Origin of the sequence: Nocardioides sp. SLBN-35 (genome assembly GCF_006715725.1) — a bacterium.
Taxonomy (GTDB): domain Bacteria; phylum Actinomycetota; class Actinomycetes; order Propionibacteriales; family Nocardioidaceae; genus Nocardioides.
The window spans coordinates 2,175,142-2,192,434 of sequence record NZ_VFNU01000001.1 but is presented as its reverse complement, the minus strand read 5'-3'; the positions used below and the strand labels follow the sequence as shown (position 1 = coordinate 2,192,434).

The 17,293-nt window shown below is 69.1% G+C and carries 19 protein-coding genes; 4 read left to right on the top strand and 15 right to left on the bottom strand.

Annotated elements, in window-relative coordinates; translation table 11 throughout:
* Nucleotides 1–63 precede the first annotated feature (63 nt).
* The 4 genes from FBY23_RS10610 to FBY23_RS10595 form a co-directional block, all read right to left on the bottom strand.
* The gene (locus FBY23_RS10610) at nucleotides 64–840 is read right to left on the bottom strand and encodes an IclR family transcriptional regulator (protein ID WP_260805891.1); all 777 of its coding nucleotides are present in this window, start codon (nucleotides 838–840) and stop codon (nucleotides 64–66) included.
* A 9-nt stretch (nucleotides 841–849) separates the two neighbouring features.
* Complete coding sequence (locus FBY23_RS10605) at nucleotides 850–1,536, bottom strand: HD domain-containing protein (protein ID WP_141798115.1); 687 nt, start codon at nucleotides 1,534–1,536, stop codon at nucleotides 850–852.
* A gap of 67 nt (nucleotides 1,537–1,603) precedes the next feature.
* A complete protein-coding gene (locus tag FBY23_RS10600; RefSeq protein ID WP_160158215.1) occupies nucleotides 1,604–2,068 on the bottom strand; it encodes an RDD family protein in 465 nt (154 codons plus the stop codon).
* 35 nt (nucleotides 2,069–2,103) lie between these two features.
* The gene (locus tag FBY23_RS10595) at nucleotides 2,104–2,508 is read right to left on the bottom strand and encodes a hypothetical protein (protein ID WP_141798113.1); all 405 of its coding nucleotides are present in this window, start codon (nucleotides 2,506–2,508) and stop codon (nucleotides 2,104–2,106) included.
* A 27-nt stretch (nucleotides 2,509–2,535) separates the two neighbouring features.
* Here FBY23_RS10595 and cls point away from each other — a divergent pair, with 27 nt between their 5' ends.
* From cls to FBY23_RS10580, 3 genes are all read left to right on the top strand, one after another.
* Nucleotides 2,536–4,008 (top strand): cardiolipin synthase, encoded by a 1,473-nt coding sequence (gene cls / locus FBY23_RS10590; RefSeq protein WP_141798112.1) that lies wholly within the window; start codon nucleotides 2,536–2,538, stop codon nucleotides 4,006–4,008.
* Nucleotides 4,009–4,151: 143 nt separating this feature from the next.
* Nucleotides 4,152–4,361: a hypothetical protein gene (locus tag FBY23_RS10585; RefSeq protein WP_141798111.1), complete on the top strand. Its 210-nt coding sequence runs from the start codon at nucleotides 4,152–4,154 to the stop codon at nucleotides 4,359–4,361.
* Between the two features lie 37 nt (nucleotides 4,362–4,398).
* Entirely contained in the window at nucleotides 4,399–4,611 is a 213-nt protein-coding gene (locus tag FBY23_RS10580) for a DUF6458 family protein (protein WP_141798110.1), read from the top strand.
* A 12-nt stretch (nucleotides 4,612–4,623) separates the two neighbouring features.
* Here FBY23_RS10580 and FBY23_RS10575 read toward each other — a convergent pair whose 3' ends face one another.
* From FBY23_RS10575 to FBY23_RS10535, 9 genes are all read right to left on the bottom strand, one after another.
* Nucleotides 4,624–5,871: an HNH endonuclease signature motif containing protein gene (locus tag FBY23_RS10575; protein ID WP_141798109.1), complete on the bottom strand. Its 1,248-nt coding sequence runs from the start codon at nucleotides 5,869–5,871 to the stop codon at nucleotides 4,624–4,626.
* Between the two features lie 228 nt (nucleotides 5,872–6,099).
* On the bottom strand, nucleotides 6,100–6,864 hold the full coding sequence (locus tag FBY23_RS10570) for an A24 family peptidase (protein WP_222117790.1): 765 nt from the start codon (nucleotides 6,862–6,864) through the stop codon (nucleotides 6,100–6,102).
* A gap of 32 nt (nucleotides 6,865–6,896) precedes the next feature.
* The gene (locus FBY23_RS10565) at nucleotides 6,897–9,110 is read right to left on the bottom strand and encodes a hypothetical protein (RefSeq protein WP_141798107.1); all 2,214 of its coding nucleotides are present in this window, start codon (nucleotides 9,108–9,110) and stop codon (nucleotides 6,897–6,899) included.
* Entirely contained in the window at nucleotides 9,107–9,754 is a 648-nt protein-coding gene (locus FBY23_RS10560; protein ID WP_160158214.1) for a type II secretion system protein, read from the bottom strand. Before FBY23_RS10560 ends, FBY23_RS10565 begins: the two co-directional genes overlap by 4 nt.
* A complete protein-coding gene (locus tag FBY23_RS10555) occupies nucleotides 9,742–10,236 on the bottom strand; it encodes a type II secretion system protein (RefSeq protein WP_141798105.1) in 495 nt (164 codons plus the stop codon). Before FBY23_RS10555 ends, FBY23_RS10560 begins: the two co-directional genes overlap by 13 nt.
* Nucleotides 10,236–11,441: a type II secretion system F family protein gene (locus FBY23_RS10550; RefSeq protein WP_141798104.1), complete on the bottom strand. Its 1,206-nt coding sequence runs from the start codon at nucleotides 11,439–11,441 to the stop codon at nucleotides 10,236–10,238. The genes FBY23_RS10555 and FBY23_RS10550 overlap by 1 nt, the downstream gene beginning before the upstream one ends.
* 2 nt (nucleotides 11,442–11,443) lie before the next feature.
* On the bottom strand, nucleotides 11,444–13,177 hold the full coding sequence (locus tag FBY23_RS10545; protein ID WP_141798103.1) for a GspE/PulE family protein: 1,734 nt from the start codon (nucleotides 13,175–13,177) through the stop codon (nucleotides 11,444–11,446).
* 16 nt (nucleotides 13,178–13,193) lie between these two features.
* Nucleotides 13,194–14,300, bottom strand: a complete 1,107-nt coding sequence (locus FBY23_RS10540; protein WP_260805890.1) for a type IV pilus twitching motility protein PilT — start codon at nucleotides 14,298–14,300, stop codon at nucleotides 13,194–13,196.
* A 103-nt stretch (nucleotides 14,301–14,403) separates the two neighbouring features.
* On the bottom strand, nucleotides 14,404–14,781 hold the full coding sequence (locus tag FBY23_RS10535; protein WP_141798102.1) for a prepilin-type N-terminal cleavage/methylation domain-containing protein: 378 nt from the start codon (nucleotides 14,779–14,781) through the stop codon (nucleotides 14,404–14,406).
* A gap of 195 nt (nucleotides 14,782–14,976) precedes the next feature.
* On the opposite strand from FBY23_RS10535, the gene FBY23_RS10530 reads away from it, so the two are divergent.
* Nucleotides 14,977–16,050, top strand: a complete 1,074-nt coding sequence (locus FBY23_RS10530; protein WP_141798101.1) for an alpha/beta fold hydrolase — start codon at nucleotides 14,977–14,979, stop codon at nucleotides 16,048–16,050.
* On the opposite strand, the gene FBY23_RS10525 is transcribed toward FBY23_RS10530, so the two are convergent.
* Nucleotides 16,042–16,824 (bottom strand): SDR family oxidoreductase, encoded by a 783-nt coding sequence (locus tag FBY23_RS10525; RefSeq protein ID WP_141798100.1) that lies wholly within the window; start codon nucleotides 16,822–16,824, stop codon nucleotides 16,042–16,044. The genes FBY23_RS10530 and FBY23_RS10525 overlap by 9 nt on opposite strands.
* A 17-nt stretch (nucleotides 16,825–16,841) precedes the next feature.
* Nucleotides 16,842–17,270, bottom strand: a complete 429-nt coding sequence (locus tag FBY23_RS10520; RefSeq protein WP_141798099.1) for an Lrp/AsnC family transcriptional regulator — start codon at nucleotides 17,268–17,270, stop codon at nucleotides 16,842–16,844.
* Nucleotides 17,271–17,293: the final 23 nt, after the last annotated feature.

Here is a 17,293-nt window from a genome sequence, read left to right as displayed (position 1 = left end):
AGGTCAACCTTGGCCCTCGGGAGGGCGGCTCACAATGGACACCTTCCGTTGGACGGAAGTCGATCAGCGAGGTGGCGCGGCCCCGGCCCAGCGAGCCGCGGAGGGCGCGATCCGGGCCGCGATCCCCCGCAGCGTCGGCAGGTGGCGGGGCATCTGGTCGGCTTGCGCGGAGTGCATGACCAGGCCGATGGAGGCCGGCGCGCGACCGTCCGGGGCGAGCACCGGTACGGCCACCGAGCAGCTCCCGACCCGGACCTCCTCGTACGTCGTGGCGAACCCGCGCTCGCGGATGGCCGCCAGCTCCTCGAGCAGCCGCTGCGGGTGGACGTGGGTGCGGGCGGTGACCGGGTCGAGCCGCTCGGCGACGTACGCCTCCTGCAGCCAGCGGTCCTCGTAGGCCAGCAGCACCTTGCCGACCGCGGTCGCGTGCAGCGGGAGCCGGCCACCGACCCGGCTCGCGCGCGGGACCCGCTTGGAGCCGTAGATCCGGTCGATGTAGAGCGCCTCGTGGCCCTCCCGGATCGCGAGGTGGGCGGTCTCCTGGGTCAGCGAGAAGAGGTCCTGGAGGTAGGGGCGTGCGGCGTCGCGGAGCTGGCGTCCCGCGTGCTGGGCGACCTCCCACAGCCGCAGCCCGACGACGTACCGGCCCTCCGGAGTGCGCTCCAGCGCGCCCCACGCGACCAGCTCGGCGGCGAGCCGGTGCGCCGTCGGCAGCGGCAGGTCGGCATGCGCCGCGAGCTCGCTCAGCGACTGCGCGCTCGGCCCGTGCTCGAAGGCGGCGAGCAGGGCCAGCACCTTCGAGGTGACGGTGCGCCCCCCGCCGCTCTGGTCCGTCGCCACGGGCCGAGGCTACGCCAGCGCGATCCGCTGCGGAGTGGTGTCGATCGAGGCGACCGCGGCCAGCGCGAGCGCGAGGGTGCGGCCCGCGTCGGTGAGCAGGTGGTCGTGCACCCGGCCCGCGATCAGCCGGTGCGCCTCGTCGCGGGTCAGCCCGAACCAGTTCATCACCGTGTCGACGCCGTGCGGCGTGAGCCGCCAGAGCTTGTCGGCGTCCTTCATCAGCGCGTCGTCGAGGCTGATCGCCTCGCGCCGGCTGTCGTGCCCGTCGACGATGGCGACGATCCGCTCGGTGCGCTCCGCGTCCCAGCCGACCTCGCCGAGCACCTCGCGCGCGATCCGGGCGCCCTCCTCCTCGTGCCGCAGCACCAGGTCCGGTCGTCCGCCACCAGGAGCGATCGCCTCGAGGATCTCCGGCTCGGGCACCTGCGACCAGCCCGTGTCGTGGAGCAGGATCGCCGGCAGCACCACCTCGGGGTCGGCGTCCGGGGCGAGGTCGAGCAGCGCGCGACCCAGGCCGTAGGCGTAGATGGTGTGGCCGTCGTTGTCGCGCACCTTCAGGTACGGCACGGCACGCTCCCAGATCGCGCTGTGCTCCACCGACAGCGCGTAGACGCCCTTCAGGTCGGCTGCCGCGGGCAGGTGTGCCGTGACGTCGCGGCCGAGGTCGTTGCGGGTGGGCGTGAGTGGCGGCAGCACCTGGGCAGCCAACCTCGGCGTGCTCGGCGACGGCAAGAGGACGTTTCCGGTGGACGGAAGCGATCCGTCACGCGACGTCGCGGGCGCGCAGGTACGCGGTCAGCGGACCCGGGAGCTGCGCCTGGCGGTCGCCCCAGTCGTAGACCACCGCGGTCCGCGCGACCAGGTCGTGCAGCGCACGGTGGTCGCGCCGCAGCACGACGAGCAGCAGCCCCAGCCCGAACAGCGACGTGCTCAGCGGGAAGGCGACGACCCGGACCACCGCGGCCGCCGGCCCGACCGGGCGGCCGTCACGGGTCACGACCTTGAGGCCGACGATCGCCTTGCCGACGGTGCGGCCCGCGATCGCGGTGCCGACGGCGACGTACAGCGCCGCCCAGCCGAGCAGGACGACCGACGCGATCGTCCCGGTGCCCTCCTCCAGCGAGGCATCGAAGATCGCGTCCAGCAGGAATCCGGTCAGCGCCACACCGACGGAGTACGACGCCAGCACCACCCCGACGTCGATGGCGACCGCTCCCGCGCGACTCACCGGGCCGGCGTACCGACCCGTGACGCTGGCGCGGCTCACCGCTCCACCAGCAGCGCCGGCCCGAGCGGTGCGGGCCCGCGGCGCCGCAGGATCCGGTCGACGATGCCGGTGACCACGGTGTCCAGGCCGGCGACCTGGCTGCGCGCGACGTCGAGGGTCCGCCCGGCCAGGTGGCCCGTGGTCTCGGCCACGATGTCGGGGATCCCGGCGCGCTGCACGAGTGCCTCCACGTCCGCGCGGGCCAGCAGCCGGTCGACGTCGACCCGGTCGAGGAGCCGGTTGACGTCGACCCGCTCGAGCAGGTGGTTGACGTCGATCTGGTCGAGCACGGCGTCGAGGTCGACGTGCTCGAGGATCTCCTCGACCGGCACCGCGTCGACGACCTTGCCGGTGACCGCGCCGGCGACACGGCTGAACAGGCTGTCGTCTGGCGGTGTCATGGACCGAGGATTCCATAGGCTGCGCCCATGAATCTGCTGGTTCCGACGTCGACACTCGGGTGGATCGTCTTCGGTCTCGACATGGTGCTGCGCCTCGTCGCCCTCGGGATCATTCCCGGCAACAGGAAGCCGTCGACCGGCATGGCCTGGCTGCTGCTCATCCTGATCGAGCCGATCGTCGGGTTCTCGGTCTTCCTGCTGCTCGGCCGCACCCGGCTCGGCAACCGCCGGATCACCCGCCAGCGCACGGCGATCGCCGCCATCCGGGAGCGCAGCGCCGAGCTGCCGCTGTCGTTCGACGCGGGCCGGCTGCCGGCCGCGATGGCCGGCGTGGCGAGGCTCAACCAGAACCTCGGCGCGCTGCCGATCACCGGCGGCAACGAGGTCGAGCTGTGGTCCGACTACCGGGCGCTGATGGCCGAGATGGCCCGCGAGATCGACCGGGCACGCAGCCACGTGCACGTGCAGTTCTACATCACCGCCTGGGACGACGTGACCGACCCGGTGTTCCAGGCGATGATCCGCGCGACCGAGCGCGGCGTCGACGTACGCCTGCTGTTCGACCACATCGGCTCCCGCCGGATCCCGGGCTACCGGAGGATGGTCAAGCGGCTGCGCGGCACCGAGATCGCCTGGCACCCGATGCTGCCGATCAAGCCGCTGCGGGGCCGGTTCCGCCGCCCCGACCTGCGCAACCACCGCAAGATCCTGGTCGTCGACGGCAGCGTCGGCTTCACCGGCTCGCTCAACCTCACCGAGCCCTGTTACAACAAGCCCGCCAACCAGAAGCTCGGCCGCGAGTGGGTCGAGCTGATGGTGCGGCTGGAGGGGCCGGTCGTCGGCGCCCTCAACGCCGTCTTCGCCTCCGACTGGTACGTCGAGACCGGTCGCGTCGTCGACCTGGTCGCGGTCCACGGCGAGCAGGACCGCCGGCCCGAGGAGGTCTTCGACGTCCCCTGCCAGGTGGTGCCGAGCGGCCCCGGCATCGTCGCGGAGAACAACCTGCGCATGTTCACCACGCTGATCTACGCGGCCACGGAGCGGATCTCGCTCACCTCGCCGTACTTCGTCCCCGACGAGTCGCTCCTGTACGCCGTCACGACCGCTGCCGAGCGCGGCATCGACGTCGAGCTGTTCGTCAGTGAGGTGTCCGACCAGTTCCTCGTGGGGCACGCGCAGGCGTCGTACTACAAGGCACTGCTCGAGGCGGGCGTGCGGATCTACCAGTACCCCGCGCCGTACATCCTCCACTCGAAGCACTTCACGATCGACGACCAGGTCGCCGTGGTCGGGTCGAGCAACATGGACCTGCGCTCGTTCGCGCTCAACTACGAGGTGTCGCTGATGATGCCGGACCCCGCCGTGGTGGCGAAGATGCGCCGCGTCGAGGACACCTACCGCACGCTGTCCAAGGAGCTCACCCTCGAGGCGTGGGAGGAACGCTCCCCCGGCGCGAAGTACGTCGACAACGTCGCCCGGCTGACCGCCGCCCTGCAGTAGGGGACCCCGGTCCCGGTCCGCTGACCCCATCGGGTCACCCGTGGAACGCGACCGACCTGACCTTCCCTCGAACCATTGCTCTTCCCGGCCGAACTGCCGATCCTCGACATGAGGGTCTCGGTCATCAATTTTGGGGAGGGACCATGAGCGCACTCGAGGCGACCTATGCCGAGCCGGACGTCCGGACCGCGGAGCCCGGTCCGCGCCTGTCCCCCGAGCTCGAGGAGACGATCCTCGAGATCGCCGCGTCCGAGCGCGCCCTGGACGACCTGCTCCTGCGCGCCTCGCGGCTGCACGAGAGCCACCTGCAGCACGACCCGCGCTCCTGCCTGGTCTGCTTCACCGAGCGCTGAGAGGTCTGCACCGGCCGTTTCCGGGCACCGCCGGTCCATGTACATCGGACTCGGCATCCTCCTGCTCGTCGCGGGCCTCGTGCTCGCGCTCGACGTGATCACCGTCGACATCAGCTACGTGAACGACGACGCGCTCGGCACGATCCTGATCGTCGCCGGCGCTCTGGCGATCGTGCTGTCCCTGGTCGTCGCGCCGCCGTGGCGCCGCGACCGCGACCGCGTGGTGCACCACTACGACGACCGGGTCTGACCTACGCACGGCTCACGTCCGCCGCTCGAAGCGGACGTCCCCGTTGGTCAGCAACTCGGGACGGTAGGTGCGGTCGTGGATGCGATGGTGGTGATGACTGCAGAGGCTGACGGCGTTCGCCAGGTCGGTGGGCCCGCCTGCCGACCACGGCCGTAGGTGATGCGCCTCGGTCCACGCCGCCGGGATCGTGCACCCCTCCGCCCGGCAGCGCCTGTCCCGAAGACGCAACGCACGCCGCTGCGCCTTCGAGAACAACCGCATCCGCCGTCCGAGGTCGAGCACCTCCCCCTTCAGGCCCAGCACGGCCGGGATGATCTGCGCCTGGCACGCCAGCCTCCGCGCCTCGCTCGCCGAGATCTCCTCCTCCCCGTCGCCCGCGATCACCCCCGCCGCAGCGAGGTCGCTCAGCAGCTGGTCGAGCGACATCGTGACCATCACCGTGGTCGCATCCCCACCGTGGTCCGGCAGGCGCTCCGGGTCCAACAGCTCCAGCAACGCCGCGAACGCCTGCGCGTAGGCCCGGTGCTGCGGCACCCTCTCCTCGCGCGCCGCGTCGTTCCCACGCCGGCGTGGCGAGGTGAACGCCTGCAGATAGTGCTTCAACCGCTCCGCCACCGAGGTCGGCAACACCCCCGTGATCCGAGTCCGCCCCTCCCCCAGGTCGCGGAACCGCAACGACGCCTTCTCCCGCGCCCGCCGCTCGTCCTCCTCCAGCCGCCGCCCCTCCTCGGCCTCCGCGACCTCCGGCGCCACGACCTCCAGGATCCGCCGCCCCAGCCGCTTCAGCTCCCGCGGTGGATGGTGTGCGGCGTAGCCGACCAGCGTCTGCTCGGCCTGCGCCGCCAGCACCGGTCCGAGCTCAGCCGGCAGCTCCTCGACCGCCTCGACGATCACCCGCGCCTGGGCGGCCGACACCTCGCCCGCTCGCATGCCCGCCGCCAGCACCCGCCGCCCCTCGAGCGCCTTCGCCAGATGGAGGTCGGCTCTCGCACCACGAGGATCGGCCCGCGTCGCGTGCGCAAGCCACGCCGCGACGTCCCGCGCACCATGCTCGGCGGCGATGTCGTCGCCGACGGCCAGGATCCGCGCCTTGAGCTCGGCGAGCCCGGCCTCCGCCCGGGCCAGCTCGACCAGCGCGGCCTCCTTCTCCGCGACCGACATGAACACCGGTTGCACGTCCGCGACGTCCTGCAACGCCGCACGAAGCGCGTCCGCGCAGCCCACGATCGGGTGCGGCGGGGCGAGGAGGCCGGTGGACATCCGGGGCTTCCTTCCTGAGGGCGCGACAGCTCGGTCTCGCCTTCCAGGAGGAGCCTCCGCGGCTCAGCGGTCGTGACGCACCTGGTGGGTGCGCGCCCTGTCCTGCAACGCTGGGCCTCAGGTCCCCGGGACCACTAGGAGCATCCCGCCGTACGGCCTGCGGCCACCCTACACCTGTTCGAACACATGTTCTACCCCTTGTTCGAACGGGCTGGCCCCGCGGGTCGTTCAGAACCCGATCGAGCGCAGGTAGCTGTCCCCCAGGTTCCCCGCTCCGAGGATGGCGCTCCACGCCCCGAGCACCATGAACGGCCCGAAGGGCACCGCCGTCTTGCGGCCTGCTCTACCACCCGCCATGAGCAGCACCCCGGCCACCGCCCCGAGCAGGAACCCGAGGAACGCACCCACCAGGAAGGTGCCCCACGTCAGGTACGCCGTCATCGCACCCACCAGCCCGGACAGCTTCACGTCCCCGAACCCCATCCCGCCGGGTGCGACGTACCAGACCACGAAGAAGAACGCCCCGAGGATCGCGCCACCCTCGAGCGCCCGCAGCAGCGCGTGCCCGTCCCCGCCGATGACCAGCAGCACCGCCAGCACCGGGTACGACGGCAGCACGATCGCGTCCGGCAGCCGGTGCACGTCGAGGTCGATCAGCGCCAGCACGATCGCCACCGCCGCGAACGTCAGGTACGCCGGCAGCAGCCGCAGCCCGTCCCCGTCGGTGCCGAACCTCAACGCCACAAGCGCGAACACCAGCCCCGTTCCGGCCTCCACCAGCGGGTACCGCGCACTGATCGGCTCCCCGCAGTCGAAGCACCGCCCCCTCAGCACGACCCAGCCCAGCACCGGAACGTTGTGCCGGTTCCGGATCTGGTGCCCGCACCGCGGGCACGCCGACGGCGGGCTCACCACCGACTCCCCCGCCGGCACCCGGTGCGCCACGACGTTGAGGAAGGACCCGATCGCCAGCCCGAGGAGGCCGGCCGTCACCGGGACGAGGACGTCGAGGAACTGTTGCTCGCTCAGCGGTTGTGACTCCAGCTCAGGATGCGGATCTGACGCTTGTTCTTCGTCGGCGAGCCCGACGGAGCCCAGAGCTGCACTCTAGCCGTGAGGTCCGGAGTGTCCGTATGGCTGCACGTGCCGGAGTTTGGGCACACGTCCACCTCGAGCCGCACGATGGTGCTCTTGAAGCCCAAGCCCACCGAGTTGTCGGGCAGCTCGATGACTGCGCCGACGAACGCGAACGATCCGGTCTGGAAGACCGACAACGATCGGGCAATGACGCCGAACCGGAAGACAGACTCCTGCAGGTTGTTCATGTCGAGACTGATCGACGACCTCGGCACGTACGTCGTCCCCTGGATGTAGAGGAAGGCCGTGTTTCCTGACACCTGGATGAGATTGGCGCCATTGGTGGCGGTCACCGCGCCGGTCTGCTGGCGCCATTGCGGTACGTAGTAGGTCAGCTCTAGACGCACGGCATCGAGCTGTGCGAGCTGGTTCTGGCCAAGGGTCGAGCTGAACTGGACCGACGCTCCCGTGTAGCCGTTGTCGTGCACAGCCTTCTGGAAGGCCCCCCAACCGGTACGTGCGGAGAGGTCGATGTCCTCGGTGCCGAGGGCAGGGCGTGCCGGAAGCGTGTAGCTGATCGGCCCGGTCCCGAGGTTGGGCGTGACGGTGATGGTGTTCTGCTGACCGGTCGACTTGTGGGTGACCTTCAGGCGAGCGCCGGTGAGCACGCTGCCGGCGGGGATGGCCGAGGCGGGTCCGAAGCCAGTCATGGTGATCGACTGGGTCTGGTTGTTGTTGCCGCCGGCTCCCGTGCGCTGCCAATACGCAAGGTTGGCGTTCGTGGCCTCGACGCCGTTGACCGATTGCAGATTGGCAGCCGTCGCCTGCGTGAAGGTTCCGCCAGTACCGGCCGTCGAGACCGTGGGAGTCCCGCTCGTCGTCAGCGCGCTGGCCGGCGGGATGACCGTCGACGTTGCGGTGCCACTCTTGAGGCCGTACACCGCGATGGGCGGGCGCGTCAGCTGATATGTACCGCAGATTTCGACCGACGTGTCCTGGCCCGTGGCGTTGATCGCCATACGACTCGTCGCGCCGAAGATGAGCTGGACTCCCTGCGCGGTCTCGTCGTTGATCGGGTTGACGCAACGGCCCGGCACAGTGGTGTCGCTGGTCAGAGTTCCCGCGACGATCGTCTTCCGCGAGCCGATCCGCCAGACATTGCCGGCGTTGGCAGCGACATCCGCATCGAACAGGGGGTCGCCGATCGCGCTGTCGTTGTGGAAGTCGAAGTAGTACGTGCCCGGCTGCATGTGGATGAAGCAGGTCTGGTTCGTGTCCGTGAGATTGTTGAGCTTGGAGACATCGTCGTAGTAGCCGGGCTGCAGGCTGATCGAGCCGTTGTTGGGGCAAGTGGCCGGCGGCGTGCGATAGGCCGGCACGACCCCGTCACCTGCGGCTCCGTCGGCGATGTCGGGATCGCTCCTGTAGTCAGGATCGGGCGCGGTAGCAGCGCTGCAGTCGACGACGGGCGCGCTCATCGCGTTCGCCGGCGTGCACCCCGCGTGTGCCCGGATGCTCTCGGTGGACTCGAGCACGCCGTTGTTGTCCCTGTTGATGTCAGAGTTGGACCAGATCCCGCCCCTGACCCGGAAGGCGCCACCACTGCCGTTCGACTTGAAGGTGAAGCCGTGCTCCGCGGCGTCCGTCGAGAGGGTCAAGATCGCGTTGCCCGGCTTGTTGGCGTCGTTGATCCGCACCGGGGGCCCTTGCGCTCCCGTGTCGTCCTCGGGGACACACGTGACGTAGGCAGAAGTGGGCGCTTGGCCGCTGGACTTGGGGGCCGGGTAGAAGTTGGACAGCAGCAGGTTCGGGTCCGGTTGGTTGGACCCGTCCCAGCCGAAGCACCCTTCGGGCAGTCCCGGAACAGCAGGGATGTCCTGGTTCGTGAAGGTCCACGAGCTGCCCTCCTGGCTCTCGTGGTGAAATCCCGTTCGTAGTGCGTTCACCGCGACCTGGGCAGCGCCATCAGCAGCGTAGGTGGTCCCGGCCACCTGGCGCAGTTTCACTGTCGTGCGAAGCGAACCGTCACCCCGCGTCAGCAGCGCACCGACCACGACCGCCACCACCGTGATGATGGCGATGGCGATGATCAGGATCGCCCCAGAGTCATCGCGAAGGCTTCTGATCCGCACGCGACCGCGCGCCCGCACTCCTCCGGTCACGACTGCCTCCGCTCTCCGGTCAGAGTGACCGAGTAGTCCCCATCGTTGTGCTCGCCGCTCGGATCTCTCACGTCGAGATCGAGGGTCACCACACGGGGCTGTCCTGTGCATCCTGGAACGCAGCTCATCACGGGCGGAGCGGCAAGGCTGTCGGCGATCTGAACCGTTGACGGGTCGGTGCCACAACGCACGCGCAGGAGCTCGTACACATCGTCCACCGGGCCGCGCCACGCATAGCTGACCTTGACTGTCTCCGGCTCGACCGTCGAGTTGTTCGCAGCAGCGGCATAGTCGCTCCAGGCCAGCGTGCCCACCGCCGTCGCGTCAACCGGAACGCTCCCGCAGGCGTGGTCGCTCCCTTGGAAGACCGACTGGTTCATGACGTAGATGCCCGTGGCTGGGTCGGGATCCTTTGCTCTCACGCCGATGCTCGAGACATCCCGCTGCCAGTAGGCCGCCGCGAACTGGACGTCATGCGACTCGGTGAGGCGGGCTTGGGTGTCTGCAGTGTTACGAAGGTAGGACAGCATCACGCCGGTGAGCGCAACGGTGACGACGCCGATGATCGAGACCGTGATCACGAGTTCGATCAAGGTCACACCTTCGTCCCGTCGTGCACGACGGGAGAGCTTCAGCTCAGGCATTGCGCACCGCCGCACGGGCGCTGGATCACGACGTCCAGTGTCTCCAAGGTCGCCGACTTGACACCGTTCTTGGTGCTCGCGACCTGCAAGGTGAGCCTGACTGCAGTGTTGACGCCGCAGCCGCTGGAGTTCCCATCGAACGCCGCGTAAGGCGAGGAGGCGATCTGAGTTCCGACGTAGGCACCTCCGTTCAGGACGTCCGGACGGTACGAGGCAGGTAGGTCCTGCACGTCCCACGTCCCCACCGGTGCACACGGGACCCATGCACCCGGGTTGTCCGTCAGGTACTGCTGGAGCGCCTCCGCGTAGCTTCGAACGTAGGCACCGCCGGTCGTCTGCTTCCTGTGGATGTCAGAGGCGAGGATGCTGGTCTGGAGTCCGGCCATGATCGCGACACCCGCGATTCCGAGGATCGTGATGGCGACAAGGACCTCGATCAGGGTTACCCCCTCATCGGCTCGCCACGGTCGCCTTCCGAACATCAGATGTCGACCTGGTTGAAGATGCCGTACATGGCCGAGACCAGCGCGACTGCGACGAAGCCGACGATGCCGCCCATCACGATGATGACCACGGGCTCGAAGAGTGCGGTCAGCTTGTTGATCTTGTAGTCGAGCTCGTCCTCGTAGTAGTTCGCGGTGACTTCGAGCTGCGTGTCCATCGACCCGGTCTCCTCGCCGACCCTCAGCATCGACGTCGCGGTACCCGGGAACAGCCGCGTGCGGGCCAGCGGGCCGGCGATGCCCTGACCTTCCAGCATCTGCTCGGTCACCCCCTTCAGCCGCGTTGTGAACACCCGGTTCCGCAGGGAGTCGGTCGCTACACGGATCGCCTCTTGGAGATTGACACCGGCGCCGACCATCGAGGCCATCACACGACAGAACCGCTCCACCAAGGAGTACTGAATCGTCTCGCCGAGGACCGGCACCTTGAGCAGGAACGCATGCCAGACGTACTTGCCCTTCTCGAACCGCTGCGACAGGAGGAAGAACAGGGCCCAGACAACGAATCCGGTAAGGATCGCCCACCACCACGTGCCGAGGAAGTCCGTCATTCCGAGCAGCATCCGTGTCGGCAGCGGCAGCTCGGCATCGAGGTCCTTGAAGAACACCTCGAACTTCGGTAGCACGTAGACGGCCAGTACCAGGACGGTGACCACGGACATGACGGCGACCGCGATCGGGTACATGAGCGCCGACTTGATCTTGCGACGCGCCTCGAGGTCACGCTCCATGTAGATCGCCAGGCGTGACAGAACCGTGTCGAGCTCGCCTGTGAGCTCCGCCGACCGGACGATGCCGCGATAGAACTCAGGGAAGACCTTGGGGTAGCGCTCGAGGGTGTCCGAGAAGCGCTCGCCCGTCCGAAGTCCGTCCTCGATGTCGTGCATCATCCGGCGCACCGAGGAGTTCTCGCTCTCCGCGCCGATCGAGTGCACGGCGTCCAGGATCGGTAGGCCTGCCCGGAGGAAGGCGGCGATCTGCCGGGAGAGGTGCATGACCTCAGCCTTCTTGATCCGCGGTCCCGAGATCTCGTACTGGAGGACGCTCTTCTTCTCGGTGACCCGCAAGTCGCGCAGATCGCGCTGGTAGAGCGCGACCTCGGCGTCGCCGCGACTGGCGGCCTTCTCGGTGCCCTTGACCCGCTTGCCCTCGAGATCGACCCCTGCGAATGCGTACTTCGGCATGTTCAGACCCCTGCGATGTAGATCGAGCGCATGACTTCGGCGGCAGTCGTCGTGCCGTCGGTGACCAGGCGGACCGCCTGCTCCTGCAAGGTGCGCATCCCCTGGCTCCGGGCGAGCTTGCGCATCTGGTCGTGCGGCGCCCGGTCGACGATCAGCTCCCGCACCTCGTCGGTGACGACGAGCATCTCGTAGACACCGATTCGCTCCAGGTATCCGGTGTGGGCGCAGAAGTGGCAGCCGGTTCCATGCCTCCAGCCGCCGATGGGCTCCTGGCCGCCGAACTGCTGCACGAAGGCGAGCTCGTCAGGCGAGGGTTGGTAGGCCTCGAGGCACGAGGTGCAGCTGCGTCGTACCAGGCGCTGCGCGACGACGGCGGTCACCGACGAGGCGATGAGGAAGGCCTCGATGCCCATGTCGAGCAGTCGGTACAGGGCGGAGACCGCCTCGGTCGCGTGCAGCGAGGACAGCACGAAGTGGCCGGTGAGGGCGGACTGGACGGCGATCCGGGCGGTGTCGACGTCACGGATCTCGCCGACGAGGATGACGTCCGGGTCCTGGCGCAGGATGGACTTGAGCCCGCCGGCGAAGGTGATCCCTGCTTGCTCGTTGATCTGGATCTGGTTGATCGAGTCGAAGGTGTACTCGACCGGGTCCTCGATCGTCATCAGGTTCTTGTCGGGGCTGTTGAGCTCGCCGAGGGACGCATAGAGTGTCGTGGTCTTGCCACCACCGGTCGGGCCGGCGCAGATGACCATGCCGAAGGGCGAGTGGATCAGCTGGGAGTAGCGCTCGGCGGTGTCCGCGGGCATGCCGAGCTGCTCGAGCTTGAACAGCGGGCGGCTCTTGTCCAGCACCCGCATGACGATCTTCTCACCGCCGACGACCGCCGTGGTGGAGACTCGGATGTCGACCGCTCGATCGTCGATCTCCATGGAGATCTGGCCGTCTTGGGGACGTCGTCGCTCGACGATGTTCATGCCCCCCAGGATCTTCACCCGGCTGACGATGGCCGGTCCGATCGATGCGGGCAGATCGAGCACCTCGGTCAGGGCACCGTCGATCCGGTAGCGCACCCGCACCCGGTCCCCGGTCGGCTCGACGTGGATATCGGAGGCCCGGTCGCGCAATGCTTGAGTGATCACCGACTGGACGACGCGGACGACGGGCGCCTCCTCGTTGACGCTGACGTCGGTGAGGCCCTCAGCCTCGCGGCGCAGCACGTCGCGGGCCTCGAACGCCTGGACCTGTCCTCCGACCTCGTGCGTCGCCCGGTAGGACGTCGCCAAGCCGCGGTCGAGGTCGCGCCGGGTCGCAACGAGCGGGCGGACCTGCATCTCGAGCACGGCGGCGATCGCCTTCACGCGCTCGGGCGACGGGTCGAGGACGGCGACGACCACGCTGGAGTCGTCGATGAAGATCGGGAGAGCATCGAGGGTGACGGCCTGCTCGCGGGTGAGGAGGCCAAGCGCCTCGGCCGTCGGCGTGAGCGCGCGGAAGTCCGCGACGTCGACCTGGTGGTGGTCGGCGAGCGTGCGCGCGAGGGCGTCGTCCGTGATCGCTCCACTGGCGATGAGCTTCTGTCCCAGCGAGCCGTCCTGGTCCCGGATCGCGTCGAGCTGGTACGGCTGGATCCGGCCTGCCGCGACCAGGATGCGGCCCAACCGCTCGTCGTCCTCGTCCGTGCGGGGAGCGGCGACCGCAGGATCGGTCTTGCTGTGCTTGCCCTTCAGCCTCATCTGACGTGCTGCCGCCTCACTGGCTCACGCCGACGCCGGCCGCGTACCGCGGGCGAGCGTCGATGTCCTTCGGGTACAGGCTGCGGGCGACCGCTTCCTCTTCCGCGACGATGCCGTGCTGGATCAGCTGCGAGAGGGACTTCTCGAGCGTGACCATGCCGTCCTGGGCGCCGGTGACGAGGGAGTTGCGCAGCTGGTGCGTCTTGCCCTCCTTGATCAGGTTGCGCACGGCCGGCGTGGCGGTGAGCACCTCGTACGCCGCGATCATGCCGCCGCCGATCCGTGGGATCAGCCGCTGGTAGACCACGCACGACAGGGCGGCCGCGAGCTGGACCCGGATCTGGGCCTGCTGCTCGGCGGGGAACACGTCGATCATGCGGCCCAGCGACTGGGCGGTGTCATTGGTGTGCAGGGTCGCGAAGACGAGGTGGCCGGTCTCGGCGACGGTGAGGGCGAACTGGATGGACTCCAGGTCGCGCATCTCGCCGACGAGCAGGACGTCGGGGTCCTCGCGGAGCACGGACCGGAGTGCGTTGTGGAAGCTCTCGGTGTCGGTGCCGACCTCGCGCTGGTTGACCGCCGCCATCTTGTGGTCGTGGACGTACTCGATCGGGTCCTCGACGGTGATGATGTGGCAGCCGCGGTTGGCGTTGATCAGGTCGATCAGGGACGCCAGGGTGGTCGACTTGCCCGAGCCGGTCGGGCCGGTCATCAGGATCAGGCCCTGGTGCTTCATCGCAAGGTCGCGGAGCACCGGCGGCAAGCCCAGCTCGTCGGGTGTCGGGACGGTGCGCGGGATCATCCGCAGCGCGACGGCGGTCAGGCCGCGCTGGGTGAAGGCGTTGCCACGGATCCGGGCGTGCTCGCGCCACGAGAAGGAGAAGTCGTACTCGTGGCTGCCGTCCCAGGCGTCGCGCTGCTCGGGCGTCAGCACCTCGGCCAGCAGGGAGTCCGTGTCCTCGTGGGTCAGCGCGGGCTGGCCGGGCACGGGCATCAGTGTGCCGTCGACCCGGATCATCGGCGGAAGGCCGACGGTGAGCATCAGGTCGGTGCCCTTGGCGTCCCAGAGCGCGGCCAGGAGATGGTCGACGCGGTCGCCGATGCGGTGCAGGTAATGAAACACGGAATGTCCCCAGTCAGTAAGTCAGTACTGAGCGTTGCGGGAACTGGGGGCCGCCGCGACGGCGTCGGCCCCCAGCTCCAACTGAGCGCTACGAGTGCGCGACTCAGGGAGTGCAGGCAGAACCCGACGTGAGCGTGTAGCTCTCGCTGGGAGTTGTGATGTGCGTGTAGCCGACCTTGACCTTGGCGTCGACTCCAGCGGCGCTGGGGTCGGTCGCAAGGAAGTCGGGCACCAGATCAGCGAGCGCCGCAGGGTACGAGTTCGTCGCGTCGTTCGCGTAGTAGGCCTCGAGGGCCGTTTGCGCCGTCTTGTAGTTCGCCTTGCAAGCGGCCTCGTCGCCGGTGTCCGTGATGCCCCGCACGGAGAAGACCACGATGGCGGCGAGGACGCCGAGGATGATGATGACGATCAGGAGCTCGATGAGCGTGAAGCCGCCGTCGTTGCGGCGTGCCGCCGAAAGGCGGTCGATGAGTCGGCGCATGCCAAAGCCTCCGGTTGGAGAGAGGATTGATGAGAAGGAGCAGCCCCCGAGCGCTGACGACAAGGAAACGCCCAGTGCGACGGGGCGTCATGGCTTTTCCATTTTCTTTACCGCCGTTTGGGTACTGCTTCGGAATCTCCGGAATTTCGCGACGGGTCGTGCTACCACCCCCGTGACGTGGGCCACACTGACTCCGTGGCTACGCCGAAGGCTCCCTCGAAGCAGTCCGTCCTCAACCTGTGGGACTTCCTCGTCAAGGGCGGGATCGCCGACCTGACCCGCACCCCGTCGGAGGTGATCGACACCGGGCGGACCCGCGAGCTGCACCGCTACGACAAGGCGAAGGGCGTGCGCAGCAAGGGGATTCCCGTGCTCCTCGTGCCGCCGCTCGGTTCGCAGGCGAAGTGCTTCGACCTGCGCCAGGGGCTCTCGCTCGCGCAGGCGTTCGTCGATCGCGGGCGGCCGACGTACCTCGTCGACTACGGCCCGCTCAGGGGCGAGGACCGGCTGGTCGGGATCGAGCACTTCGTCAACGACGTGCTGCCGCCGGCGATCCGCAAGGTGTCCGAGGACGCGGGCGGCAGGGACGTGCACCTGGTCGGGTGGTGCATGGGCGGCTTGCTCTCCCTCGGTACGACGGCCGTCCACCGCGACCTGCCGATCCGCTCCGTGGCCATGGTGGCCAGCCCGTTCGACCTGTCCAAGCAGCCACTGCTGCGCCCGGTCCAGGTGGCCTCGAAGGTCACCCGCGGCAAGGTGGTGGGCTCCGCGCTCAAGGCGGCGGGCTCGGTACCGGCGCCGGTGGTGAGCATCGGGTTCAAGGCGACCGCGCTGCCGACGTACCTCAAGAAGCCGCGGACCCTGTGGAACAAGCGCGAGGACCGCGAGTTCCTCGGTCAGGTGCAGGCGGTCGACCACATCATGAACAACATGCTCGCCTACCCCGGGCGGGCGACGCTGCAGGTCTACCAGCGCCTCGCGCTGCGCAACGAGCTCGCCACCGGCCGGATCCAGGGCCCCAACCACCTCATCGACCTGGCGACCGTGACCGTGCCGGTCATGAACGTGGCGGGCAGGACCGACGTCCTCGTCCCGCCGGCCGCCGCGCACCACGTCGGTGAGCTGCTGACCGGCTCACCCGACGTGCGGCTGCCGCTCGCGCCGGGCGGGCACCTCGGCGTACTGACTGGCACCAAGGCCCCGGAGACGACGTGGTTGCACCTCCACGAGTTCCTCGAGGCCCATGACCGCAGGCGGCGCTCAGCCTGAGGAGGCCTCCGGGCGCCGCAGGGCCCGGTCGACCACGAACGGCAGGTGTCGGATGGCGACGGCGGCGAGCCGGCTGTCTCGACCGGGTACGACGAGGAACCCGCGCCGCCGGGCCAGCGCGCGCACCAGCGCGTCGGCCACTGCCTCCGGCGCGAGCGTCGCGACGCTCTCCTCCGCGGCGAGCACCTCGGCCGGCTTGTGCCGGTTCTCCTCGTCGAAGCCGGGGGTCAGCGTGTTCGGCGGGCACAGGACCAGCACCCGCAGCCCGTAGGGCCGGACCTCGCGGCGCAGCGCCTCGGAGAACCCGATCACGCCGAACTTCGTCGCGCTGTAGACCGTGTAGCCGAACACCCCGGCGAGCCCGGCCATCGAGGAGGTCGTGACGATGGTGCCGCTGCCGGAGGCACGCAGGTGTGGCAGCACCGCGCGGCAGACGTTGATGGTGCCGAGCAGGTTGGTCGTGACCATGCCGGTCACGTCCTCGGCCGGCAGGTCCTCGAGGTACCCGGGCCGCGCATAGCCCGCGGTCGTCACCACCAGGCCGGGTACGCCGACCTCGGCGACCAGCACGTCGACCGCGGCTCGGGTCGCCAGCGGGTCCGACACGTCAACCGCCCGAGCGAGTGCACCGGTCCCCAGCCGGACCAGTGCCGCGTCCAGCTTGGCCGCCGACCGCGACAGCACCACCACCCGCCGCCCGGAGGCGACCAGCCGCTCCGCGACCGCGAGGCCGATCCCCTCCGAACCACCGAACACGAACGCGAGCCCAGCCATGCGCACAGGCTCGCAGATCAGTGACCGACGTGCTCCTCGAACACCAGCACGGTCTGGGTCGCGACGACCTCGGGCAGCGACTGGATCCGCTCGAGGACCAGCTCGCGCAGGTGCTCGGCGTCGCGGGCGCGGACCAGGATCACGCAGTCGAAGTCACCGGCCACCAGCGCGACGTGCGCGGCCTCCTCCATCGCCCACACCTTCGAGCGGAACGTCTTCCAGGTGTTCTGCTTGATCCGGACGTGGATGTACGCCGGCAGGCCCAGTCCCAGCGCCGCGGGGTCGACGTCGATGGTGAACCCGCGGATCACGCCCGTGTCCACGAGCCGCCTGACCCGCGCGTAGGCGCTGGCCCGGCTGATCCCCACGCGCTCGGCGACCTCCCGGATCGAGGTCCGGGAGTCGGCCCGCAGGACGTCCAGAATCTCGCTGTCGACACCATCCATACGAGACAGATTGCCACCGATCA